The organism is Lacicoccus alkaliphilus DSM 16010, assembly GCF_900142805.1.
Taxonomy (GTDB): Bacteria; Bacillota; Bacilli; order Staphylococcales; family Salinicoccaceae; genus Lacicoccus; species Lacicoccus alkaliphilus.
Window position 1 is genome coordinate 122,187 of record NZ_FRCF01000004.1, and the last position, 22,139, is coordinate 144,325.

27 protein-coding genes, 1 other RNA gene and 1 riboswitch are annotated in these 22,139 nt (G+C 49.7%); of the genes, 25 read left to right on the forward strand and 3 right to left on the reverse strand.

What is annotated here, in order from left to right; all coding sequences use genetic code 11:
• The 9 genes from BUA12_RS06860 (at position 1) to eno (ending at position 8,641) form a co-directional block, all read left to right on the forward strand.
• Positions 1–786, forward strand: coding sequence for a threonine/serine exporter family protein (locus BUA12_RS06860; RefSeq protein WP_084669991.1), 786 nt, complete (start codon positions 1–3; stop codon positions 784–786).
• Between the two features lie 12 nt (positions 787–798).
• Positions 799–1,251 carry a threonine/serine exporter family protein gene (locus BUA12_RS06865; RefSeq protein ID WP_072709739.1) on the forward strand — a complete coding sequence of 151 codons (453 nt, stop codon included), beginning with the start codon at positions 799–801 and terminating at the stop codon, positions 1,249–1,251.
• 8 nt (positions 1,252–1,259) lie between these two features.
• The gene (locus BUA12_RS06870; protein WP_245772768.1) at positions 1,260–1,511 is read left to right on the forward strand and encodes a glutaredoxin family protein; all 252 of its coding nucleotides are present in this window, start codon (positions 1,260–1,262) and stop codon (positions 1,509–1,511) included.
• Between the two features lie 119 nt (positions 1,512–1,630).
• Positions 1,631–2,647 carry a sugar-binding transcriptional regulator gene (locus tag BUA12_RS06875; protein WP_072709743.1) on the forward strand — a complete coding sequence of 339 codons (1,017 nt, stop codon included), beginning with the start codon at positions 1,631–1,633 and terminating at the stop codon, positions 2,645–2,647.
• A gap of 22 nt (positions 2,648–2,669) precedes the next feature.
• Positions 2,670–3,668, forward strand: a complete 999-nt coding sequence (gene gap / locus BUA12_RS06880; RefSeq protein WP_072709745.1) for a type I glyceraldehyde-3-phosphate dehydrogenase — start codon at positions 2,670–2,672, stop codon at positions 3,666–3,668.
• Positions 3,669–3,769: 101 nt separating this feature from the next.
• On the forward strand, positions 3,770–4,957 hold the full coding sequence (locus tag BUA12_RS06885) for a phosphoglycerate kinase (protein ID WP_072709747.1): 1,188 nt from the start codon (positions 3,770–3,772) through the stop codon (positions 4,955–4,957).
• Between the two features lie 18 nt (positions 4,958–4,975).
• Entirely contained in the window at positions 4,976–5,731 is a 756-nt protein-coding gene (gene tpiA / locus BUA12_RS06890; protein WP_072709749.1) for a triose-phosphate isomerase, read from the forward strand.
• Positions 5,728–7,257 carry a 2,3-bisphosphoglycerate-independent phosphoglycerate mutase gene (gpmI, locus tag BUA12_RS06895; protein ID WP_072709751.1) on the forward strand — a complete coding sequence of 510 codons (1,530 nt, stop codon included), beginning with the start codon at positions 5,728–5,730 and terminating at the stop codon, positions 7,255–7,257. Before tpiA ends, gpmI begins: the two co-directional genes overlap by 4 nt.
• A gap of 82 nt (positions 7,258–7,339) precedes the next feature.
• Positions 7,340–8,641: a phosphopyruvate hydratase gene (eno, locus tag BUA12_RS06900; RefSeq protein WP_072709752.1), complete on the forward strand. Its 1,302-nt coding sequence runs from the start codon at positions 7,340–7,342 to the stop codon at positions 8,639–8,641.
• A gap of 238 nt (positions 8,642–8,879) precedes the next feature.
• Here eno and BUA12_RS06905 read toward each other — a convergent pair whose 3' ends face one another.
• Entirely contained in the window at positions 8,880–9,434 is a 555-nt protein-coding gene (locus BUA12_RS06905; protein WP_143146104.1) for a hypothetical protein, read from the reverse strand.
• Positions 9,385–9,768, reverse strand: a complete 384-nt coding sequence (locus BUA12_RS06910; RefSeq protein WP_143146105.1) for a nuclease-related domain-containing protein — start codon at positions 9,766–9,768, stop codon at positions 9,385–9,387. Before BUA12_RS06910 ends, BUA12_RS06905 begins: the two co-directional genes overlap by 50 nt.
• Before the next feature lie 206 nt (positions 9,769–9,974).
• Between BUA12_RS06910 and secG the strand changes: the two genes are divergently transcribed.
• From secG to aroD, 10 genes are all read left to right on the forward strand, one after another.
• Positions 9,975–10,205: a preprotein translocase subunit SecG gene (secG, locus tag BUA12_RS06915; RefSeq protein ID WP_072709755.1), complete on the forward strand. Its 231-nt coding sequence runs from the start codon at positions 9,975–9,977 to the stop codon at positions 10,203–10,205.
• Between the two features lie 112 nt (positions 10,206–10,317).
• Positions 10,318–11,067, forward strand: coding sequence for an alpha/beta hydrolase (locus BUA12_RS06920; protein WP_072709909.1), 750 nt, complete (start codon positions 10,318–10,320; stop codon positions 11,065–11,067).
• A 15-nt stretch (positions 11,068–11,082) separates the two neighbouring features.
• On the forward strand, positions 11,083–13,359 hold the full coding sequence (rnr, locus tag BUA12_RS06925; protein ID WP_072709756.1) for a ribonuclease R: 2,277 nt from the start codon (positions 11,083–11,085) through the stop codon (positions 13,357–13,359).
• A gap of 6 nt (positions 13,360–13,365) precedes the next feature.
• Entirely contained in the window at positions 13,366–13,830 is a 465-nt protein-coding gene (smpB, locus tag BUA12_RS06930; protein WP_072709757.1) for an SsrA-binding protein SmpB, read from the forward strand.
• 87 nt (positions 13,831–13,917) lie between these two features.
• Positions 13,918–14,278: a transfer-messenger RNA gene (ssrA, locus tag BUA12_RS06935) on the forward strand.
• A 205-nt stretch (positions 14,279–14,483) separates the two neighbouring features.
• Positions 14,484–14,684 (forward strand): cold-shock protein, encoded by a 201-nt coding sequence (locus BUA12_RS06940; protein ID WP_072709758.1) that lies wholly within the window; start codon positions 14,484–14,486, stop codon positions 14,682–14,684.
• A 214-nt stretch (positions 14,685–14,898) separates the two neighbouring features.
• The gene (locus tag BUA12_RS06945; protein WP_072709759.1) at positions 14,899–15,099 is read left to right on the forward strand and encodes a cold-shock protein; all 201 of its coding nucleotides are present in this window, start codon (positions 14,899–14,901) and stop codon (positions 15,097–15,099) included.
• Between the two features lie 180 nt (positions 15,100–15,279).
• Positions 15,280–16,602 carry a Na+/H+ antiporter family protein gene (locus tag BUA12_RS06950; protein ID WP_072709760.1) on the forward strand — a complete coding sequence of 441 codons (1,323 nt, stop codon included), beginning with the start codon at positions 15,280–15,282 and terminating at the stop codon, positions 16,600–16,602.
• A gap of 101 nt (positions 16,603–16,703) precedes the next feature.
• A complete protein-coding gene (locus BUA12_RS06955) occupies positions 16,704–17,117 on the forward strand; it encodes an organic hydroperoxide resistance protein (protein ID WP_072709762.1) in 414 nt (137 codons plus the stop codon).
• Positions 17,118–17,405: 288 nt separating this feature from the next.
• Positions 17,406–18,152: a type I 3-dehydroquinate dehydratase gene (gene aroD / locus BUA12_RS06960; RefSeq protein ID WP_072709764.1), complete on the forward strand. Its 747-nt coding sequence runs from the start codon at positions 17,406–17,408 to the stop codon at positions 18,150–18,152.
• A gap of 41 nt (positions 18,153–18,193) precedes the next feature.
• Here the strand turns inward: aroD and BUA12_RS06965 are convergent, their stop codons facing one another.
• A complete protein-coding gene (locus BUA12_RS06965; RefSeq protein WP_072709766.1) occupies positions 18,194–18,511 on the reverse strand; it encodes a thioredoxin family protein in 318 nt (105 codons plus the stop codon).
• 123 nt (positions 18,512–18,634) lie between these two features.
• Between BUA12_RS06965 and BUA12_RS06970 the strand changes: the two genes are divergently transcribed.
• From BUA12_RS06970 to BUA12_RS06995, 6 genes are all read left to right on the forward strand, one after another.
• Positions 18,635–18,988, forward strand: a complete 354-nt coding sequence (locus tag BUA12_RS06970) for an arsenate reductase family protein (protein WP_072709768.1) — start codon at positions 18,635–18,637, stop codon at positions 18,986–18,988.
• Between the two features lie 72 nt (positions 18,989–19,060).
• Positions 19,061–19,441 (forward strand): glycine cleavage system protein GcvH, encoded by a 381-nt coding sequence (gcvH, locus tag BUA12_RS06975; RefSeq protein ID WP_072709770.1) that lies wholly within the window; start codon positions 19,061–19,063, stop codon positions 19,439–19,441.
• Positions 19,442–19,506: 65 nt separating this feature from the next.
• Positions 19,507–19,914 (forward strand): toprim domain-containing protein, encoded by a 408-nt coding sequence (locus BUA12_RS06980; protein ID WP_072709772.1) that lies wholly within the window; start codon positions 19,507–19,509, stop codon positions 19,912–19,914.
• The gene (locus BUA12_RS06985) at positions 19,865–20,173 is read left to right on the forward strand and encodes a thioredoxin family protein (RefSeq protein WP_178138242.1); all 309 of its coding nucleotides are present in this window, start codon (positions 19,865–19,867) and stop codon (positions 20,171–20,173) included. The genes BUA12_RS06980 and BUA12_RS06985 overlap by 50 nt, the downstream gene beginning before the upstream one ends.
• Positions 20,174–20,218: 45 nt before the next feature.
• Positions 20,219–20,318, forward strand: a riboswitch (SAM riboswitch).
• Between the two features lie 78 nt (positions 20,319–20,396).
• Positions 20,397–21,416, forward strand: coding sequence for a methionine ABC transporter ATP-binding protein (locus BUA12_RS06990; protein ID WP_072709776.1), 1,020 nt, complete (start codon positions 20,397–20,399; stop codon positions 21,414–21,416).
• A complete protein-coding gene (locus tag BUA12_RS06995; protein WP_415735782.1) occupies positions 21,413–22,108 on the forward strand; it encodes a methionine ABC transporter permease in 696 nt (231 codons plus the stop codon). The genes BUA12_RS06990 and BUA12_RS06995 overlap by 4 nt, the downstream gene beginning before the upstream one ends.
• Positions 22,109–22,139 lie beyond the last annotated feature (31 nt).

The window sequence follows — 22,139 nt, forward strand, 5'->3', positions numbered from 1 at the left end:
GTGCTGAACGATATGGAAATTATCGATGAGCCCAATGATGATTTGAAGGAAAGTTATGTCCGCGACGTCTTTTTCGTGGCATTGAACTGCGGCAAGCTGCTGCTTGAGAGCGGTGCTGAAACATATCGCATTGAAGATACGATGATGCGCATTTCAAATAGTTACGGGGTCAGCAATCCCCAGGTGTTTGTGACCCCCACTGTAATCATATTCTCCATGAATGAGCATTCACTGACCCAGACGGTGCGCATCGATGAACGGACCAATGACCTCGGCATGGTGGACGTCATCAACAACCTCTCCCGGGAAATATCCGGTGGCATGCCGCTTAAAACAGCGATCAGAAGAATTGAGAGGATCCACGAATCAATTGTCTTCCCGCTCTGGCTGATGGTCCTGACCGGCGGTATGGTCGGTTTCATGTTCCTGCTGCTGTTCGACGGCGCACTGATCGATCTGCCGGCGGCGGCGTTCGGCGGTGCCCTCGGCGTATTCATCATGGAAGGCATCCTGCGCGTGACAAGAGTGAAATTCTTTACGGAATTCTTCGCCTCGCTGTTCATCGCAGTGACGGCTTACCTCTATGCCGTATACGGCCCGGGAATGCACATGGAAACGATCATCATAGCTTCAGTGATGCCGCTTGTGCCCGGTGTGCTGATCACGAATGCGATACGTGAAATGATCAGGGGGCACCTGCTTGCAGGCATCATGAAAGGTGCGGAAGCGACTTTGACTGCATTTGCCATCGGTGCCGGCGTGGCACTCATGTTCATGCTCATATAAGGAGGCGGTTGGATGTTGGTGTTCGCATATCAGTTTGTACTAAGCTTTTTCGCCTCCATGGGCTTCGGCATACTCTTCAATGCGCCGAGACGGGCACTGATCAGCTGCGGGCTGACCGGGGCTGCAGGGTGGCTTGTATATTTCACTTTCATGAATGCAGAAGTGAACCAGATTGTTTCCAGTTTTGCGGGGGGGATAATGCTGACAGCTGTATCGATCTACAATGCAAGGTACTTGAAGATGCCGGTGGTGATTTTCATTACGTGCGGGATCATACCGCTCGTGCCCGGGGGCATCGCCTACCAGGCGATGCGCAATGTGGTGCTGGAAAATTATCAGCTTGCGATTTCATTTGGAATTGAAGCGGCGCTGATCGCCAGTGCCATTGCACTGGGGATCATTACATCAGAGATGATCCATTCGCTGGTGAATGCAATTTTATCAAAATTAAAGACAGGTGAGTAAGTGTGTTGATGTTGGATTATTATACTAGAGACCGGTGCGGATTATGCGATGAGGGTCTGCTGCAGATCAAGGTGGCTTTATCCGAGCTGAGGGAGATGGATGTGAAGGTCAATAAGATCGACATCGATCTTGATGACGAACTTCAGGAAGAGTACATGGTCAGGGTGCCTGTACTGAAGCATGATTCCGAAGTCATCCAGGAAGGCATCCTCGATTTCGTACAGATTTATGATTATATAAAAGCCATAAAGGGTAAATGAGTATGGAGCGATACGAAAAGATTGCATTGTTGTATATTTCTTTGATATATTAATGATGTAATTTTTTTGTCCCTGGTGGGACGTTAAATGTCTCACCTTGGTGAAAGGTGGCTAACGGAATGTGGAAGAGACTGATCGACATCCAGAAAAGTGTAGTGCCCGACATTTTGTCTCACATGCTGAAACGCCTTGATATATTAAGCGCCATCGAAGAAGAGCAGCCCATCGGCAGAAGGACATTGTCGAAGCAGCTGGGAATGACGGAAAGAGTTTTAAGGAGGGAAGTCGAGGAACTGGCAGAAATGAACCTGATCAAGGTGGATGCGAAAGGTATCGCACTATCAGCCGGCGGCAGGGAAGTTCTGGGTGAAGTGCAGCCATTCCTCACTCTGATTGAAAGTCGTGATGACCTGGCCCTTCAACTGAAAAATAATTATCCTTTAAAAGATATTTTCGTCGTCCGGGGTGATGCTGAAGAGAATGCTTTCGTCAAAGAAGAACTCGCCAGGCTGATGGCAGAGGAATTGACTGAGGCACTTTCCCCGGGGACGGTCGTTTCCGTGGCAGGCGGTTCGACGATGGCGCTCGTCAGTAAATTTCTGAGGCCGAAGCACGACAACCTGCTTTTTGTACCTGCAAGGGGTGGCCTCGGAGAAGAGCCGGCATATCAGTCAAACGACATCGTGGCCAACCTGGCGGAAGCGGCGGAAGGTCAGCACCGTATATTATACGCCCCGGACAGCATCAGTGAAGCGTCACTGGAATCGCTGAAGGCGGAACCGATGGTCAGGGAGATCATCGATTTGAATAGGCGCTCGGCCTTCCTCATCCACGGCATCGGCGACGCCCTCGAAATGGCGCGCCGCAGGAAGGTGGATGAAGAAACGCTCCGGATATTGACCGAAGGAGAAGCTGTGGGGGAGACGTTCGGGTTTTACTTCAATGCTGATGGGGAATTGGTGCATAAAGTGAAGACCATCGGCCTGCAACTCGGGGACCTGGATAAAAAGGAATCCATTTTTGCAGTGGCGGGCGGTGAAAGCAAGAAAGAAGCGGTCAAAGCTTATTTGAAACTGGCACCGGAGAATACGATCTTGATCATTGATGAAGTCATTGCCAGGCATCTGCTGGCATAAAAATAGAAGGAGGCCATATTTTATGGTTAGAGTAGCAATCAACGGATTTGGAAGAATTGGCAGACTTGCAGCAAGGGAGATTCAGAATTACGATGACATGGAAGTTGTGGCGGTCAACGATTTGACGGATGATGAATTTTTGGCCCACTTATTCAAATATGATTCGACCCAGGGCCGTTTTGAAGGCGATATAGAAGTCCTTGAAAACAGCTTTAAAATCAACGGCCAGGAAGTGAAGTCGTACACCGAGGAAGATCCTTCGAATCTGCCATGGGGCGATCTCGATATAGATATCGTTTTGGAATGTACAGGTTTCTTCACAGAGGAAGAAGGTGCAAGGAAGCATCTTGAAGCCGGAGCGAAAAAGGTGCTGATATCAGCGCCCGGCAAAGGGGATATGAAAACGGTCGTCTACGGCGTGAACGAAGATGCGCTTGAAGGCGATGAAGAAATCGTCTCTGCAGCATCATGTACAACGAACTGTCTGGCACCGGTCGTGAAAGTGCTGAATGATGAATTTGGCATCGAAAGAGGACTGATGACGACGATACATGCGTATACGGGCGATCAGAACACATTGGATGCACCGCACAGGAAAGGTGACTACCGCCGTGCACGTGCAGCAGCTGAGAACATCGTGCCGAACTCCACAGGGGCGGCGAAAGCGATCGGCCTGGTGCTGCCCGAGCTGGAAGGCAAGCTTGACGGCGGCGCACAGCGCGTGCCGGTTGCGACAGGTTCACTCACCGAAGTGACGGTATCACTCGAAAAGAATGTTACGGAGGACGAAGTGAACAGCGCCATGAAAAATGCATCGAACCCTTCATTCGGCTACACTGAGGACCCGATCGTCTCATCAGATATCATCGGCATCAAAGAAGGTTCATTGTTTGATGCGACCCAGACGCGCGTCGTTGAGGTGGACGGCAGGCAGCTCGTCAGAGCCGTTGCTTGGTATGATAACGAAATGTCATATACTGCACAGCTTGTCCGCACATTAAACCATATGGTGTCACAATAATCATGTATTCAGGCGGATGGAGATTTTCCATCCGTCTTTTTATTTTTTAACGGCGTTAAATTGGGTATAATGGAAACAATGAACAATTTAGGAGGCTTGTCATGAAAAGGACTGTTGAAGATATAGAGTTGAAAGGCAAAAAGGTGCTGCTCAGGGCCGACTTGAATGTACCGATGGAAGATGGGGAAATCACGGATGACAACCGTATCGTCCAGGCCCTGCCGACCATCAGGTATGTACTGGAACAGGGCGGCCGGGTCATTTTGTTCTCCCATCTCGGCAAAGTGAAGACAGAAGATGATAAGAAAGATAAGACTTTGAGGCCGGTTGCCGAAAAGTTGAGCGGACTGCTCGACCAGACGGTGAGATTCATCCCCGAAACAAAGGGGAGTGAGCTGGAAGAGGCCGTGGACGGGCTTTCTGACGGTGAAATTTTATTGTTTGAAAATACGCGTTTTGAAGACCTGGACGGCAAAAAAGAATCCGGCAATGACCCCGGACTCGGCCGTTACTGGGCGGGGCTCGGCGACGTCTTCGTCAATGATGCATTCGGCACGGCCCATCGTGAGCATGCCTCGAACTTCGGCATCGCCTCGAATATCGAGACGGTCTCAGGCTATCTGATGCAGAAGGAAATCGACTTCATCGGCGGTGCAGTCGATGAGCCGAAGAAACCTTTCGTGGCGATTCTCGGCGGTGCCAAAGTGTCCGATAAGATCGGTGTGATCGAAAACCTGCTTGAGAAGGCGGACAAAGTACTGATCGGCGGCGGTATGGCTTATACATTCTTCAAGGCACAGGGTAAGGAAATCGGCACTTCCCTCCTGGAAGAGGACAAGGTGGACCTTGCGCAGTCACTTCTTGAAGCAGGCGGGGCCAAACTCGTCCTCCCGGTTGACGCCGTAGTCGCCGACAGATTCGCTGAAGATGCAGATCACAGGACGGTGCCAGTCGATGAAATTCCTGAAGATATGATGGGTCTTGATATCGGCGGGGAAACGGTCAAAGCATTCGAATCCCACCTGAAGGATGCCAAAACGGTGGTCTGGAACGGACCGATGGGTGTATTCGAATTTGAGAACTTTGCACAGGGCACGATCGGTGTATGCAAAGCGCTTGCGGGCCTCGATGGTGCCATTACGATCATTGGCGGCGGCGACTCGGCCGCAGCGGCAGCCTCGCTCGGTTATGAAGATGACTTTTCGCATATCTCGACGGGCGGCGGCGCATCCCTTGAGTACCTCGAAGGTAAGGAGCTGCCTGGACTGGCGGCGATCAATGACAAGTAAAAACATAGGAGGATTACCATGAGAACACCATTTATCGCAGGAAATTGGAAGATGAACAAGACGATCTCCGAAGGGGAGCAGTTTATCGACAGTCTGGGCGACCTGCCGGCGGAGGATGAAGTGGAAAGCGCAATATGTGCACCGTTCATCCATCTGCCTTCACTGCTCGAAAAGGCGCAGCACCTCAACCTCGGAATCGGCGCTGAAAATGCCCATTACGAAGACAGCGGGGCTTTCACTGGGGAGGTCTCGGCGGCCATGCTCGGGGACCTCGGCGTGGATTACGTCATCATCGGCCACTCGGAGCGGCGCGAACACTTCAACGAGACGGACGGGACGGTCAATAAAAAGACCCATGCCGTTTTGGATAAAAACATGATACCGATCGTCTGCGTCGGCGAATCGGATGCAGAGCGGGAGGCGGGGGATCATGCTTCCGTCGTTGAAAGCCAGATTGAAAAGGCATTTGACGGCATACCTGCTGAATCAGCGGGGAAGGTTGTCGTGGCATATGAGCCGATCTGGGCAATCGGTACGGGCAAATCCGCGACAAGCGAAGATGCCAATGAAATGTGCGGCGTCATACGCAAAAAGGTCGCCTCACTATACGGGAATGAAACGGCGGCAGCTGTGCGCATCCAGTATGGCGGCAGCGTCAAACCTGCAAACATCGGGGAATATATGGGGCAGGAACACATCGACGGTGCACTTGTCGGCGGTGCGTCACTGGAGCCGGAAGATTTCATGGCACTGCTGGAAGGTGCTAAGCGATGACAGGACCGACAGCTTTGATCATCCTGGACGGCTTTGCGAACCGGGATGAAGACAAGGGCAATGCTGTGAGAGCGGCACACAAACCGAATTTCGACCGCTTCTTCAATCAGTATCCGCACAATGAACTGTCAGCGACGGGCCTCGACGTCGGTCTGCCGGAAGGGCAGATGGGCAACTCCGAGGTCGGGCACTTGAACATCGGTGCCGGCCGGATCGTCTACCAGAGCCTCACGCGGATCAACAAGGCGATCGAGGACGGCGACTTCTTTGAAAATGAAGTGTTGGTTGATGCGATGGATCACGTAAAAAAAGAAGACAGCGAACTCCATCTGATGGGGCTGCTCAGTGACGGCGGGGTCCACTCGCACTATGAGCATTTATTCGCATTATTGCAGCTCGCAAAAGATAAAGGGCTCGAGCGCGTATACGTCCACGCCTTCCTTGACGGCCGGGATGTGGGGCAGAGCTCTGCGCTCGGGTTCATCGAAGAGGCGGAACGCCGCTTCAGGGCGATCGGCATCGGCGAGTTCGCCACGGTATCCGGCCGTTACTATGCGATGGACCGCGACAAACGCTGGGACCGCGGGGAGAAGGCCTATCATGCAATCTCCAACGGCCGCGGACCGGTGTTCAGCAGTGCTGCTGAAGGTGTCCAGGCAAGCTATGATGCGGAAATCCACGATGAATTCATCGTGCCCTTCGTCGTAAAAGGCTACGATGATAAGGAGGGGACGGGCGTGGAGGATGATGACGCCGTGATCTTCTATAATTTCCGCCCGGACCGTGCCGCCCAGCTTTCCGAAATCTATACGAATGAAGATTTCATGGAATTTGAAATGGACCGGAAGTATACGAATCTTAAATTCGTGACTTTCACGAGATACAGTGATGACATCGTTTCGGATGTGGTTTTTGAAAAGGAAGTCCTCGTGAACACCCTCGGCGAAGTCGTCGCGGATGCCGGAGGCAGACAGCTCCGGATCGCGGAAACTGAAAAATTCCCGCATGTCACTTATTTCTTCAGCGGCGGACGCCACCGGGAATTCGAAGGCGAACGGCGCGTGCTCATCGATTCTCCGAAAGTCGCGACTTACGACCTGCAGCCCGAGATGAGTGCCTATGAAGTGCGGGATGCCTGCATGAAAGAACTGGGTGAAAAAAATCTGGACCTCGTGGTGCTGAATTTTGCGAATCCGGATATGGTCGGGCACAGCGGCATGTTTGAGCCGACGGTGAAGGCGATCGAAGCGGTGGATGAATGCCTCGGGCCAATCGTGGATGAAGTTCTTGCACAGGGCGGCCATGCCGTCATCACCGCGGACCACGGCAACTCGGATGAAGTGACTACGCTCGAAGGGAAGCCGATGACTGCCCATACGACCAACCCTGTACCGGTCATCGTGACCAGGGAAGGTGTGGCAGTGAGGGACGGCGGCATCCTGGCGGACCTCGCACCGACTCTGCTCGATCTCATGGAGATCAGCCAGCCTCGGGAGATGACCGGCCGCAGCCTGATTCAGGAATAGGCGGGGATTTTTATTATCGTTGAAATTATTCTTTCATTCTCAGATAATGGAAGGGAACAAATACATTTAAGGAGATATCGATATGCCAATAATTACAGATGTTTATGCCCGCGAAGTGATCGACTCACGCGGAAACCCTACAGTTGAAGTGGAAGTACTGACTGAAAGCGGTGCATTCGGCCGTGCACTTGTGCCATCCGGCGCCTCGACGGGCGAATACGAAGCCGTTGAACTGCGTGATGCAGACGATACACGCTTTTTGGGCAAAGGCGTGGAAAAAGCTGTAGAAAACGTCAATGAAGTAATTGCCGTTGAACTGATCGAAGGGGAGTTCAGCGTTCTGGAGCAGGTTTCCATCGATAAAATGATGATTGCACTCGACGGCACCGGGAACAAAGCGAAACTCGGTGCGAATGCAATCCTCGGCGTATCCATAGCTGTGGCGAAAGCTGCTGCAGAATTCCTTGGACAGCCATTGTATAAATATTTGGGCGGATTCAATGCCGTGCAGCTGCCGGTCCCGATGATGAACATCATCAACGGCGGTGAGCATGCGGACAACAACGTGGATATCCAGGAATTCATGATCATGCCTGTAGGTGCGGAAAGCTTTAAAGAAGGCCTCCGCATGGGCGCTGAAATATTCCATAACCTGAAAAAAGTGCTGAGCGAAAAAGGCCTGAACACCGCAGTCGGCGACGAAGGCGGGTTTGCACCTGACCTCGGGTCCAATGAAGAGGCGCTGGCCACGATCATTGAAGCGATCGAAAAAGCAGGGTATGAGCCGGGTACGGAAATCCGGCTTGCTATGGATGCCGCCTCCTCCGAGTTTTATGACACGGAAAAAGGTGTCTACGTATTGTCCGGGGAAGGCAAGACCTTCACTTCCCAGGAGATGGTCGACTGGTATGCGGACATGGTGGATAAATATCCGATCATTTCCATCGAAGACGGTTTGGATGAGAATGACTGGGATGGCCATAAGCTGCTGACAGACCGCCTCGGAGACCGTGTGCAGCTTGTCGGGGATGATTTATTTGTAACGAACACCGAGAAACTGGCACGGGGCATCGAAGAAGGCGTGGGCAACTCCATACTGATCAAAGTGAATCAGATCGGCACTCTGACCGAAACGTTTGAAGCCATCGAGATGGCGAAGCGCGCAGGCTATACATCCGTGATCTCCCACCGCTCAGGTGAAACGGAAGATACGACGATTGCAGACATCGCAGTCGCAGTGAACGCCGGTCAGATCAAGACAGGCGCACCGTCCCGTACGGACCGCGTCGCCAAATACAACCAGCTGCTCCGCATCGAGGACGAATTATACGAAACAGCCAAATACGACGGACTCGACTCCTTCTTCAACCTGGAAGAAGTTTAAAATAAAGCCCCCTGCTTCTGATGAAGCGGGGTTTTTTTGTTGGAGCCGGGAGCCGGAGGAAGTGTCAGTGACACGAACTGAGGACTTTCATGGATTTCGTGGCACGGAGACGCATTCCATGCCATGGGTTGCTACATATTAATTGCTTCGTGGCACCAGAATAAGCTTCACGCCATGAACTGTCGGTTTCCGACTATCCCATGGCACAGCAGCCCGGATCATATCAAGAAAGCATCCCTCAATAATGGAGGTGACCCAGTTGCTTTTGTCTGCGTATGTAAGAGCTTGAAATCTGGCGTCCGCTGTAGTTGGAAATTACGCCAGAATCAATCGGCCAGCTGTCATTCAACATGCGTAGTTCATTCACCAGCCTTTGTGCGGCCCCGAGCAAATCGAGCACTGCGTCACAATCCGTGCAGGCGAATTGTTTCCTGTTGACACGCTTCATCTCTCCGTAACAATCTTCACAAAACACCCCGCCCCGCAGCTCATCCAATCCAACGGTGACTGCGCCGTCATACATCGACTTCGCCAGCCGGCGCGACTCCAAGAATGCCTTGAGATCCCCGTATGAGTGCCGGTTGTCCCGTATAACACGATCCAGGAATTTGCCGAGCGAACTGGCAGTCAGTATATTCCTCCCGTAAGGCAGACTGTAGATCATCTGGGCCGGGTTGATGAACACCAGGCAGCTGTAGACGTCAATCCCGGACCCCGACTTTTTCAGCAGATGGCGGAAGGTATCATTCTGCCGTGACACCTGCTGCATCAGATTTTTTGAACTTCTCGCCATTCGTGAACGTCCACACCTCATCACTATAAATCAAATCGAAATTATATTTCTTCACTTCGAAAGTGAAGATCCTGTCCCCGGCAATCAAAACATTATCGATTTGGACTTCACCGTTGACCGCAAATCTGTAGTCCTTCATATGGATGCAGTTCCGGCCGCGGATCGCACAATCGATCATCATATCCATCTGGATTTCCCCCTCCCATCCAAGCTTCAGGTTGGCGAGCTCATTCACATCGGCACCGTCCCCCACCGTACGGCATTTCAGTATTTGCAGCTGCTCGAGTTTCAACGGCTTTTCCCTCTGTATGACAATCCCCTCCTTTCCAATCAAATCTAAGACCGCATGGAATGATTGTCAAATCACGATGATTTGATTTTTCAACAGAAATACGACATCCGTCATCAAAACTCGTCAAAACGCCGGAAGTCCTTTCCAAAATACAAAATCTGCAATTTAATAAACACCCACCCAACTTGCTTTTATACACCGATTTTGTTATGATTCCTAATGTTAATATTTATTGGAGGGACTACCACATGCAAACAGCTTTGATCGTATTGTTAATAATCGTTTGTATATCTTTAATTGCAGTGGTATTGCTTCAGTCAGGAAAAAGCGCCGGCCTTTCGGGTGCAATCAGTGGCGGGGCAGAGCAATTATTCGGTAAACAGAAGGCACGCGGAATGGATCTCGTGCTGCACAGGGCAACTGTGATTCTATCTGTACTATTTTTCTTAATCATGCTTTTACTGACATACGTCAGCTAATCAAATGAAAAAAGTCAAAAAAAAACCCGCCATACTGCAGGGTTTTCTTTTTCTTTTGTTTGGAGGAACTTTAACGTACAATTGAGATGACACTGGAGTGGGAATGGTGGATATGAATGTAAAATTACCTGGATCATTTTATTTTGATGAAGGCTCCGATTATGCGGTCCTGCTACTGCACGGATTCACAGGCAATACATCGGATGTCAGACAGCTCGGCCGCCACCTTCAGAAAAAAGGCATCACATCATATGCCTTCAATTATGAGGGGCACGCCGAACAGCCTGAAAACATTTTGAAATCTTCACCCCATACATGGTACCGTCAGACGGTCGAGGCATACGACTTCCTGAAAGCGGAAGGCTACAGCAGGATATTCGTCGCCGGCGTATCGCTCGGCGGCGTCTTCGCACTCCGCCTCACACAGGACCGTGAGCCGATGGGTGCAGCGACGATATGCAGTCCGATGTTTACAAAATCCGTGAAAGAGCTATTAGAAAGTTATAAAGCTTATGCACGAAATTTCAAAAGCCGTTTCGAAAATAAAGACCGGGCATCAATCGATGCCGAGATCGATGCAAGTCTAGGCGACGCCCGGGATACGCTCGCCGACGTCAACGTGATGATCGAGAGGGCGAAGGATGCACTGGAATATGTATCCGATCCGGTCTTCACAGCACAGGGTGCACTCGATGAGGTCATCGACCCGGAGTCTGCCAATGTCATCCATGCCGAGATCGCAACCGAAGCATCCGAAAAAAGGCTGAAATTTTATGAAAGATCGGGGCATGTGCTGACGATAGATGAAGATAAGAAAGAATTATTCGATGATATATATGAATTTATGGAAGAGATAAATTAATGGAGGTATGACTCAATGAGTAACTACAGGAAGAAGATTTTGAGCATCATAAACAAAGAAGATTATAAACCGATGCCGATCGACTACTTTATAGAAGCGTTTGACGCCCGGGATTCAGAGGATTTCAAAGAAGTGGTCAAAGTGATGGTTGCTCTTGAGGAAGAAGGCATCATTATCCGCACGAAGAAAGACAAGTATATGAAGGTGGAGGAGACGAACCTCGTAAAGGGGAATCTGTCCATGCATAAGAGGGGATTCGGCTTCCTGCGTCCGGAAGAAGCCGAAGTGGATGATATCTTCATCCCGCCGACGGGCGTCAACGGTGCGCTTGACGGCGACACCGTACTGGTCGAGACATCGAACGGGACGACCGGGGACAATATGGAAGGCAATGTGACGAGCATCCTCACACGCGGCATCACAAAGGTCGTGGGTGAATACAAGGACAACAAATCATTCGGCTTCGTCCTGCCGGATTCCAAAACTTTCAAGACGGACCTTTTCATACCTAAAGGCCAGAACCTCGGCGCGGTGGAAGGGCACAAAGTGCTCGTTGAAATCACCAAGTATCCGGATGGGAAGTTTGAAAGTCCGGAAGGACATGTGGTCCAGATCCTGGGCCATAAAAATGACCCTGGCGTCGATATACTTTCCATCATCTATAATCACGGCATCGACATCGAATTTCCGGAAGCTGTGCTCGGTGAGGCTGAAGATGTTCCTGAAAGCATCCATCCGGACGAACTTGAAGGACGCCGCGACTTAAGGGAGGAGAACACCATCACCATAGATGGTGCAGACGCGAAGGACCTTGACGATGCGATTGCTGTGAAACGGCTCTCAAACGGCAACTATGAACTCACGGTCAGCATTGCGGACGTGAGCTACTACATCCGGGAAAATTCCGAAATGGATAAGGAAGCCTACGACCGCGCGACGAGTGTATATCTGGTCGACCGCGTCATACCGATGATTCCGCACAGGCTCTCAAACGGCATCTGTTCATTGAATCCGGACGTGGACCGTCTGACGATGAGCTGCCGCATGGAAGTGAACCTTGAAGGTAATGTTGTCGCTCATGAAATCTTCCCGAGTGTGATCCATTCCAACCGCCGTATGACGTACACTGCGGTGAATGGAATGCTTGAGGACGAAGATCAGGCATTGATGAGTGAGTACAGTGATGTCTACCCGATGATCAAGGATGCAGGCGACCTGGCGGAACTACTGAGGGTTAAAAGGGACCGTCGCGGTGCGATCGATTTCGATTTCAAAGAGGCGCAGGTCCTCGTCGGACCGGGAGGCATCCCTGAAGATGTAATGATACGTGAGCGCGGCGTGGGAGAAAAACTGATCGAGGAATTCATGCTCCTTGCCAATGAAACGGTGGCGGAACATTTCCATTGGATGGATGTGCCTTTCCTCTACCGTATCCACGAAGATCCAAAAGAGGAGAAGCTGAAGAAATTCTTCGACTTCATCTCGACATTCGGAATCGTGGTGAGGGGCAAGAGCAATGAAATCCACCCGAATGCCCTTCAGGACATCTTGGAGGAAATAGAAGGCCGCCCGGAAGAACTCGTCATCAGTACACTGATGCTGCGTTCCATGCAGCAGGCGAAATATTCGCCTGAAAGTCTCGGTCACTTCGGTTTGGCGACGGAGTTCTATACCCACTTCACCTCGCCGATCCGCCGTTATCCGGACCTGATCGTCCACAGGCTGATCCGCAAATACCTGATCGAGGGCAGGACGGATCATAAGACGATCAACACAGTCAATTCATGGCTGCCGGAAGCGGCGGAGCACACTTCAGAAAGGGAACGGCGCGCCCAGGATGCCGAGCGCGACACGGACGACCTGAAGAAGGCGGAGTACATGAAACAGTATATCGGGGAAACATTTGAAGGTGTGATCACCGGTGTGATGAACTTCGGCATGTTCGTCGGGCTGCCGAACACCATAGAAGGTCTCGTGCATATGTCGAATATGACGGACGACCATTACCAGTTCCATGAGCGCAGCATGTCGTTGATCGGTGACCGGACAGGCAAAGTGTTCAGGATCGGTGATCCGGTGGAAATCGAAGTGCTGGATGTGAATATCGAGGAAAGGCTGATAGACTTCAAAGTCATCGGCATGCCGGAAAGGCAGAAATCGGAACGCCGCTCGAGACCGGTGGAGATCCGGGCCAAGCAGAAACCTTCGGATAATAAGAAGAAGGGTGATAAGAGGGGCGGTAAGAAACCTTTCTATAAAGCACCGGCCAAAAAAGGACAAAGGAAGAAGTAATGCATTATGAAAAAACAACATACGAAACCACTGGCACAGAACAGGAAGGCAAGACATGACTATACGATCGAAGAGACCGTTGAAGCGGGCATAGCGTTGAAAGGCACGGAGATCAAGTCGATCAGGCGGGGCTCTGCCAACCTGACCGATGCCTATGCGAAGACGTACAAGGGCGAGATGTATGTGTACAACATGCATATTGCGCCATATGAAGAGGGGAACCGTTTCAACCATGATCCCCTCCGTACGAGAAAGCTGCTCCTTCATAAAAAAGAGATCGACAAACTGATGGGGCACATACAGGAGACGGGCAACGCACTCGTGCCGCTCAAGCTCTACATCAAGAACGGGGTCTGTAAAGTGCTGCTCGGCGTGGCGAAAGGTAAGAAGAAGTATGACAAACGTGAGGATTCGAAGCGCAGGCAGATGAAGCTGGAAGCTGACCGTGCGATGAAAGACCGCATGAGGTAACGGCGGGGGCTCACCCTCCGCACTTGCACCCCTGGTGAGTTTTTGCTATAATGTACTTCACTCGAAAATATCGGGGCCTTTTAATCCGGGGACGTTCCGGATTCGACAGGGGCTGTTTGAGCATTTTAAGCGTGTCGGAGGTTTCGGCTCCGTCATAAACGATACTCAGTTTAATAACTGGCAAACAAAACAATTTCGCAGTAGCTGCCTAAGAGCACTCTGCATCATCCCATGGGCATTCCTGCGGCCCATGACGATGATTCAACCTTAGCGGGATACGCACTGGGTCTGCCGTCTTAAGACCCAATGCGGAAACCAATAAGACTAGCATGGATGTCAAGGTCTGTTCATTACCTTTATCCATGCGAAATTGAAAAATGAACTACACACGTAGAAAGAAATGTGTCAAAGTCTCTGGACGCGGGTTCAACTCCCGCCGTCTCCATACATGAAACGGATGCGATCGGCTGCGTCCGTTTTTTTATTTTGTATCATGCCCGCACAGGCTTGACATTTTAAAGATGATGCTGTAGTATACTAAGAGTAGTTTAAATTAACAAATTTTAATTTTTTCATTCACCTGAAAAACTCTTAAAAGAAATTAATTTACACGAACAAATATTGAGTGCAAAAGCACTGGGAGGTTTTTTTCTATGAATGAAGGAACAGTAAAATGGTTTAACGGCGAAAAAGGATTCGGTTTCATCACACAGGAGCAGGGTGACGATGTATTCGTACATTTCTCAGCAATCCAGGCTGACGGTTACAAAACTCTTGAAGAAGGTCAAAAAGTGACATTTGAAGTAGAAGAAGGTCAGCGTGGTCCACAGGCGACCAACGTTACACCTGTCTAATCTACATTTAAAATAAAACTTTAGGGGACGGCCCATGGCCGTCCTTTTTAATTTGTTTTGATCAACCCCTTGACTTATTAAAGATCATGGTGTAATATACTAAGAGTAGTTTAAATTAACAAATTTTAAATTTTTCATTCATCTGAAAAACTCTTAAAAAAATTAATTTACAACGAACAAATATTGAGTGCAAAAGCACTGGGAGGTTTTTTCTATGAATGAAGGAACAGTAAAATGGTTTAACGGCGAAAAAGGATTCGGTTTCATCACACAGGAGCAGGGTGACGATGTATTCGTACATTTCTCAGCAATCCAGGCTGACGGTTACAAAACTCTTGAAGAAGGTCAAAAAGTGAACTTTGATGTAGAAGAAGGTCAGCGTGGTCCACAGGCGACTAACGTTACGGCTGTCTAATCTATAATTAATATAAAACTTTGAAGGAACGGCTGCGGCCGTTCCTTTTTTTATTTCAAATGCAAATCTCCATACATATAAAGTGAAGGGGCAATATCATGTACCCACGTGTATATTTCTCTGGTAGAATGAGGGTATTGTTCCAAACACATTTAAAAAATAGAAGAGGAAGTATTAGGAATGGACGTATTATTCAATCCCGTTGTCATTTCGGTTCTGGTCTTGATCATTTTGAGTCTGATGAAGATTCATGTCATCTTTGCTTTGATGCTTGCTGCGATTTCAGCAGGGCTGCTTGCAGGGCTGCCCCTCGGTGAAACCGTGACCGTGCTTGTGGAAGGTATGGGCGGTCAATCCGAGACGGCGCTCAGTTATCTGCTGCTCGGAATCTTCGCCTCGATGATTGCCATGTCCGGCATCGTCCGGGTGCTGCTGAGTTATTTGCTGAAAGTGATCGGAAAGCGCAAGTATCTGCTCATATTCATTTTTGCAGGCATCGGTGTGCTGTCGCAGACGGTCGTGCCCGTGCATATCGCTTTCATACCGATACTGGTGCCGCCGCTGCTGATGCTGTTCAACAAGCTGAAGATCGACAGGCGGGCAGTGGCCAGTGCATTGACATACGGCCTTAAAGCACCATACATACTCCTCCCGGTGGGCTATGGTCTGATCTTCCACGGCATCCTCGTGACCGAGATGCAGGAAAACGGCCTGGATATAGGACTGTCCGACATCCCTGCGGCAATGGCCATCCCGGTCCTCGGGATGACTGTCGGACTGCTGACCGCCGTTTTCATCACTTACAGGAAACATAGGGAATATGAGGATATCGAAACCGTCTCTGATGAAAGCGTCGTTACGGAAGGCCTCACGGAAAAGCGGGAGAAAGTGAATCATCTGATCACGGTCATCGCAATCATCGCCGCGTTCGTCCTGCAGCTGACATTCGACTCGATGATCATCGGCGCGCTCGGGGGCATTGCGATCATGCTCCTCAGCCAGGTCATCCAAATCGGCAGGAGCGAGGCGGCAGTGAGGGAAGGGGTGCTGATGATGGGGGCGATCGCCTTCATCATGCTCATCGCTTCCGGATACGCATCCGTACTGACAGAAACGGATGCGGTCGATGATCTGATCAATACGGTTGCAGTCTGGTTTGAAGGCATACCCCATGCGGTGGCCGCAGTCATGCTGCTGCTTGTCGGCCTGGTCATCACGATGGGCATCGGTACGTCATTCGGGACGATTCCGATCATCGCGGCCGTTTTCGTGCCATTGTGCATGTCGCTCGGCTTCAGTCCGCTGGCAACCGCCTCCCTGATCGGTACGGCAGCGGCGCTGGGCGATGCGGGTTCGCCTGCATCCGACAGTACACTCGGCCCGACGGCCGGCCTTGCCGCCGACGGGCAGCATGACCATATATGGGATACGGTCGTGCCGACATTTTTACATTATAATATCCCTCTGATCATATTTGGCACAATGGCTGCCGTGATCCTGTAGGAGGCACCGCCCGGCCGGGCGGTGTTTTTATTTTCTGAAAGATTATTATATAATAAAAAGGGTAAAGAAGTATGTAATCACTATTTAGGAGGTTGTAATTAATGTCACTCAAGTATGAAATCACAGCAACCAACACAGGCGGCCGTAAAGGCCATGTCCACACAGACGATAAAGTGATCGATTCCCCGGTGCTGCCGCCGGATCAGGATGGCGAGGGCTACAATCCTGAACAGCTCTTTGCAGCAGGCTACGCATCATGCTTCAATGGTGCATTCGATCTGATGTTGAAACAGGGCGGCGTGAAAAATGCCGAACCGGTGGTGGATTTGACGGTCCAGCTGCTCGACGATGAAGAAAATGAAGGCCCGAAACTCGGTGTCAAAATCAATGCGAAAGTAAAGAATATATCACAGGAAGATGCAGAGAAGTACTTGGAGCAGGCGCACCAGTTCTGCCCTTATTCGAAAGCGACACGCGGCAACATCGACGTGGAATTGAATGTGACAGTTGAATAGTTCGATCCATGCACGGGCCATCATGGTTCCGTGCTTTTCATTATCCTGATGTTTCCATCATAAGCAAAGCTTATGGTAAAGAGTAATATTTCAATTGAAAGAAATATGTCTTCTTGACATTAACTTGATATTTAATGGGTATACAGTACTTACAGACATTAATTTGACCATTCCCCTTGGTCAAGTCCCCTTACCCAAAATCCTTCCCCTGGGATTTTGGGTGGTTTTATTTTTACGGAAGTATGTGTACAATTAAATGAAACACAACATTAATTGACGAGGGATATCATGAACATTAAAAACATTGAAATGTATGAAGGACTGCCGAAAGTGGTGGTATCCATCAACGGCACATCACAGCAGGAACTGAAGTCCGAACTGCTTCATGTCAAAGAGAACCGGGGTGCACTGGATATCGTCGAATTGCGCAGTGACGGGTTCGATAACATGAGCCGGTCCGAGCACTTGCAGCTGGTCAATGAAGTCGCCGCCGGACTGACGGATACACCGGTCATCTATACATACAGAACGTCCCATGAGGGCGGCAGCGGGGCGAGATCTTATGCAGAATACAAAGATCTCCTGATGGATGTCATCGTGAAGTGCGACGTCGACATCATCGATATTGAATACGTGACGGCAGGTCAGTTCCTGAATGAAATGGTGGAATGTGCGAAAGGATACGGGAAGACGGTCCTTCTGAGTCAGCATGATTTCAAAGGGACACCGAAGGTGGAGGAGATGCAGAAGCTGCTTTACCGTATGCACAGCGCCGGCGGGGACATACTGAAGATAGCCTATGCACCGCAGGGTGATGATGACGTGGTCAATATGCTCAAGGTCGTGAAGATGGCCAAAGATGCCATCGGCAACAAAGTCGTCGGAATCTCGATGGGCGAGAGCGGCAAAGTGTCCCGCCTGACCGGCGGGGAATTCGGTTCGTGCCTGACGTACGGCTATATCACAAAAAACACCGCCCCCGGACAGGTGCATGCCTCGAGGATCAAGGATGCCTTGAGAGCTTACGAAAAATGAAAGAAGGTGCAATGCCCCGGGGCACTGCACCTTGTCCATCATCAGAGGTTTTGTTTTAAGAAATTCCTGACACGCTCATATGAGACTGCATTGTGGGGACCGAGCCGGGCGACCGGGTTGCCCTTTTTGAAGATCAAAAGGTCCGGGATGCCGTCGACACCATTTTCCTCTGCGGCGGAAGGGACTTCATCCCGGTTCAGTTCAAACCATTCCGCATACCTGTATTCTTCCAGGATGGATGGCATGAAGTCATTGAAAATGCTGCAATCCGGGCACCAGTCCGCATAAAATTTGATGATGATCCTATCATCACCCTTCAACGCTTTTCTGTAATCATCGTAAGTCCTCAAAGCATTCATCAGGTACACTCCCCGCCAATTTTTAATCACTTTCATTTTATCACTTAAATGTTGTAAAATGAAAGCATGAGTAAAAGTTTTATGAACGGGGTATAATAATAAAAAATATCACGGAGGTACGGCATGATCACTTTTTACGAATATACAAGGTGTACCACCTGCAGGAAAGGAAAAAAGTTCCTGGACGAACACGGCATAGAATTTGAGGCACATGACATGGTGAAGACGCCGCCCTCAAAGGAGACGCTTAAAAAAATCGTGGAAAAATCTGATCAGGACATCGGAAAATTCTTCAATTCGAGAGGCAGGAAGTACAAAGAGCTGGATTTGAAGAACAGGCTGCCGGAGATGAGCGATGATGAAAAGATAGAGCTGCTGGCGACGGACGGACTGCTGATCAAACGCCCTCTGGTTGATGCGGGCGATGATGTCCTGCTTGGATTCAAGGAGTCCGAGTACAAAGAAAAATTGCTTTGAGGAATTTACTTGAGAAACTTTGTGAAATATGTCATTATATAAATGTATAGATCATTGAGGAGGTTTTTTATTATGGCATTGCCAAACGACTTGAAATATTCAGAAGATCATGAGTGGGTAAAAGCTGATGGAAATACAGTAACACTTGGAATCACTGATTTCGCACAAGGTGAGCTCGGAGACATCGTTTTCGTCGAGCTTCCAGAAGAAGGCGACGAAATGGTGAAAGGTGAATCTTTCGGCAGCGTTGAATCAGTCAAGACTGTTTCTGAATTATATGCACCTTTGAACGGCACCATCACTGCAGTGAATGAGGAGCTGGAAGACAGCCCTGAGCTCGTCAATGAGTCCCCTTATGAAGAAGCGTGGATGGTTAAGCTCGAAGTTGCGGACACATCACAATTAGATGAGCTGCTGGATGCAGACGCATACCAAAAAGTCATCGACGCATAATTTTTCATCAACTCTAGACATTGTCTAGAGTTTTTTTAAAATATGATACTCCAAGGGTGATGAAAATGTATCTTTCTGATAAAGTGCTCATTGTTGAAGGTAAAACCGACAAACGCCGTATTGAGGAAGTGCTTGTAGAACCTGTGCAGATCATCTGCACATTTGGTACAATGGGGGTCTCGAAACTTGACGAGATTTTGGAACAGCTTGACGGTTCTGAGATTTATATTTTGTCGGATGCTGATAAGGAAGGCCGGAAAATCCGTAAATGGTTCAAAAAACACCTCAGTGAGAGCACCCACATATATATCGACCCAAAATTCGGGGAAGTCGGCAGATGTCCGAGGGACTATCTCGCGAATCTTTTGATGCGGCACGGTTTTTACGTTGATACAAGCTTGATTATGAAAGGTAAGTTTTATGATGAAAGAGCAGTTGGAGACACAGGATATATACAATCTTATTCACTCTGAAGGAACATTCATTCTATACGGTTATGCACCGATCTGTGCGAACTGCCGGATTGCGGAGCGCATGCTCAAGCTGACGCAGGAACTCATGGATTTTGAATATACGGCAATCGACCTGAATTACCATACGGAAATCATCAATGATTATAAAATCACCTCAGCCCCGTCGCTTCTGATCTTCGAAGACGGTGAACTGCAGGAAAGCGTCTACCGTTTTGAATCAGTCACAAATTTACTGAATATAATGGAGCGTCACCATTGACGAAATGCGGGACTGATGATAATATGATTCACAATCGAATAACAACTCTTATCCAGAGTGGTGGAGGGAAGTGCCCTTTGATACCACGGCAACCGTCTTACGACAAGGTGCCAAGTCACTGAATCGATCGATTCGAAGATGAGAGGCTGAATGATACAGACGCCTACTCATTTTATACCAAATGAGTGGGTTTTTTAATTTATTATAGTTTGGAAGATGATGAATGATAGATATTTTAAACATCAATAAAAATTACAGTACCAAGTCGGCGGATATCACAGCGGTGGATGATGTCAGCCTGAGGATTGAAGGTGGGGAGATATTCGGTGTCATCGGATACTCCGGAGCCGGAAAATCCACGTTGATCCGCCTTCTGAATGGCCTTGAGGAGCCGACGTCGGGTGATATCATCATCGGGGAGGACACGATCAACACGCTGTCCAAAAAAGAGCTGAGGAAAAAAAGGCAGAAAGTATCAATGATTTTCCAGCATTTCAACCTGCTGTGGTCCAGGACTGTGGAAGAGAACATCAGCTTCCCGCTTGAAATCGCAGGCGTGCCGAAAAAAGAACGTAAAAAGCGGTCGCGTGAATTGATTGAACTTGTTGGTCTTGCAGGGCGTGAGAAGAACTACCCGAGTGAGTTGTCCGGCGGGCAGAAACAGCGCGTCGGCATTGCGAGGGCCTTATCGAATGAACCGACGGTCCTGCTCTGTGACGAGGCGACAAGCGCCCTCGATCCGGAGACGACCGATGAGGTGCTCGATCTGCTGCAGGAAATCAGGGATGAAATGAATTTGACGATCGTGCTGATCACCCATGAGATGCATGTCATCAGGAAAATTTGTGACCGGGCTGCAGTGATGCAGGGGGGCAGGGTGGTCGAAACCGGCAAAGTCCTGCAGCTGTTTCAGAACCCTGTGCACAGTGTGACGAAGCGTTTCGTCAGGGATGATATCAACGATGAGGAAACGGCGCTTGCCCTGGATGAGGTGAGGGAACTGTTCCCGGATTCAAGAATACTCAAGATCGGATTCGTCGGCACCAAATCCAAGACCCCCGTCGTTTCCAGTGTGATCAAACAATTCGATCTGGATATGAACATATTGTCGGGTAATATCAAACAGACGAACAACGAGTCATATGGTCATCTGTATGTGGCGATGGACATCGATGACACCACACTGCAAAAAGTGATCGATGAACTGGCCAATGATGATATTACAGTGGAGGTGGAGAAATAATGGATGAATTCCTCCAGGCTTTCAGGGAAATGTTCAGCTTTGAGAATGTCCGTTGGGATGTCGTGTGGGAAGCCACGGTCGACACCATTTATATGACGGGCATCGCCACCTTCTTTACATTGATCATCGGATTGGTTCTCGGAATCATTCTTTTCCTTTCCGATAAGAGCGATAATACATTGAGCCAGCCGCTATACGGTGCCACCGCTTTTCTTGTCAACCTGTTCAGGGCGATCCCCTTCATCATCCTGATCATCCTGCTCATCCCTTTCACAAAAGCGCTCATGGGCACGATCATGGGCGTGCAGGGCGCGCTGCCGGCACTGATCATCGGGGCATCCCCGTTCTATGCGCGGCTGGTGGAAATCGGCCTTAAGGAAATAGATAAAGGCGTGATAGAAGCGGCGCAGTCGATGGGGGCGGGCACCTGGACCATCATATGGAAAGTGCTGATACCTGAATCGATGCCCGCTTTGATATCCGGCATCACGGTGACGGCGATCATGCTGGTCGGCTCGACCGCCATTGCGGGGGTCATCGGCGCCGGCGGACTCGGAAACCTGGCATATATGGTCGGGTTCACACGGAACCAGAGTGATGTCACTCTGGTCGCGACGATAGTAATACTGATCATCGTATTCATCATCCAGTTTGCAGGGGACTTCCTTGCTAAAGCGGTTGATAAGCGATGATCATCAATTATAAAAATATTAGGTTGGAGAG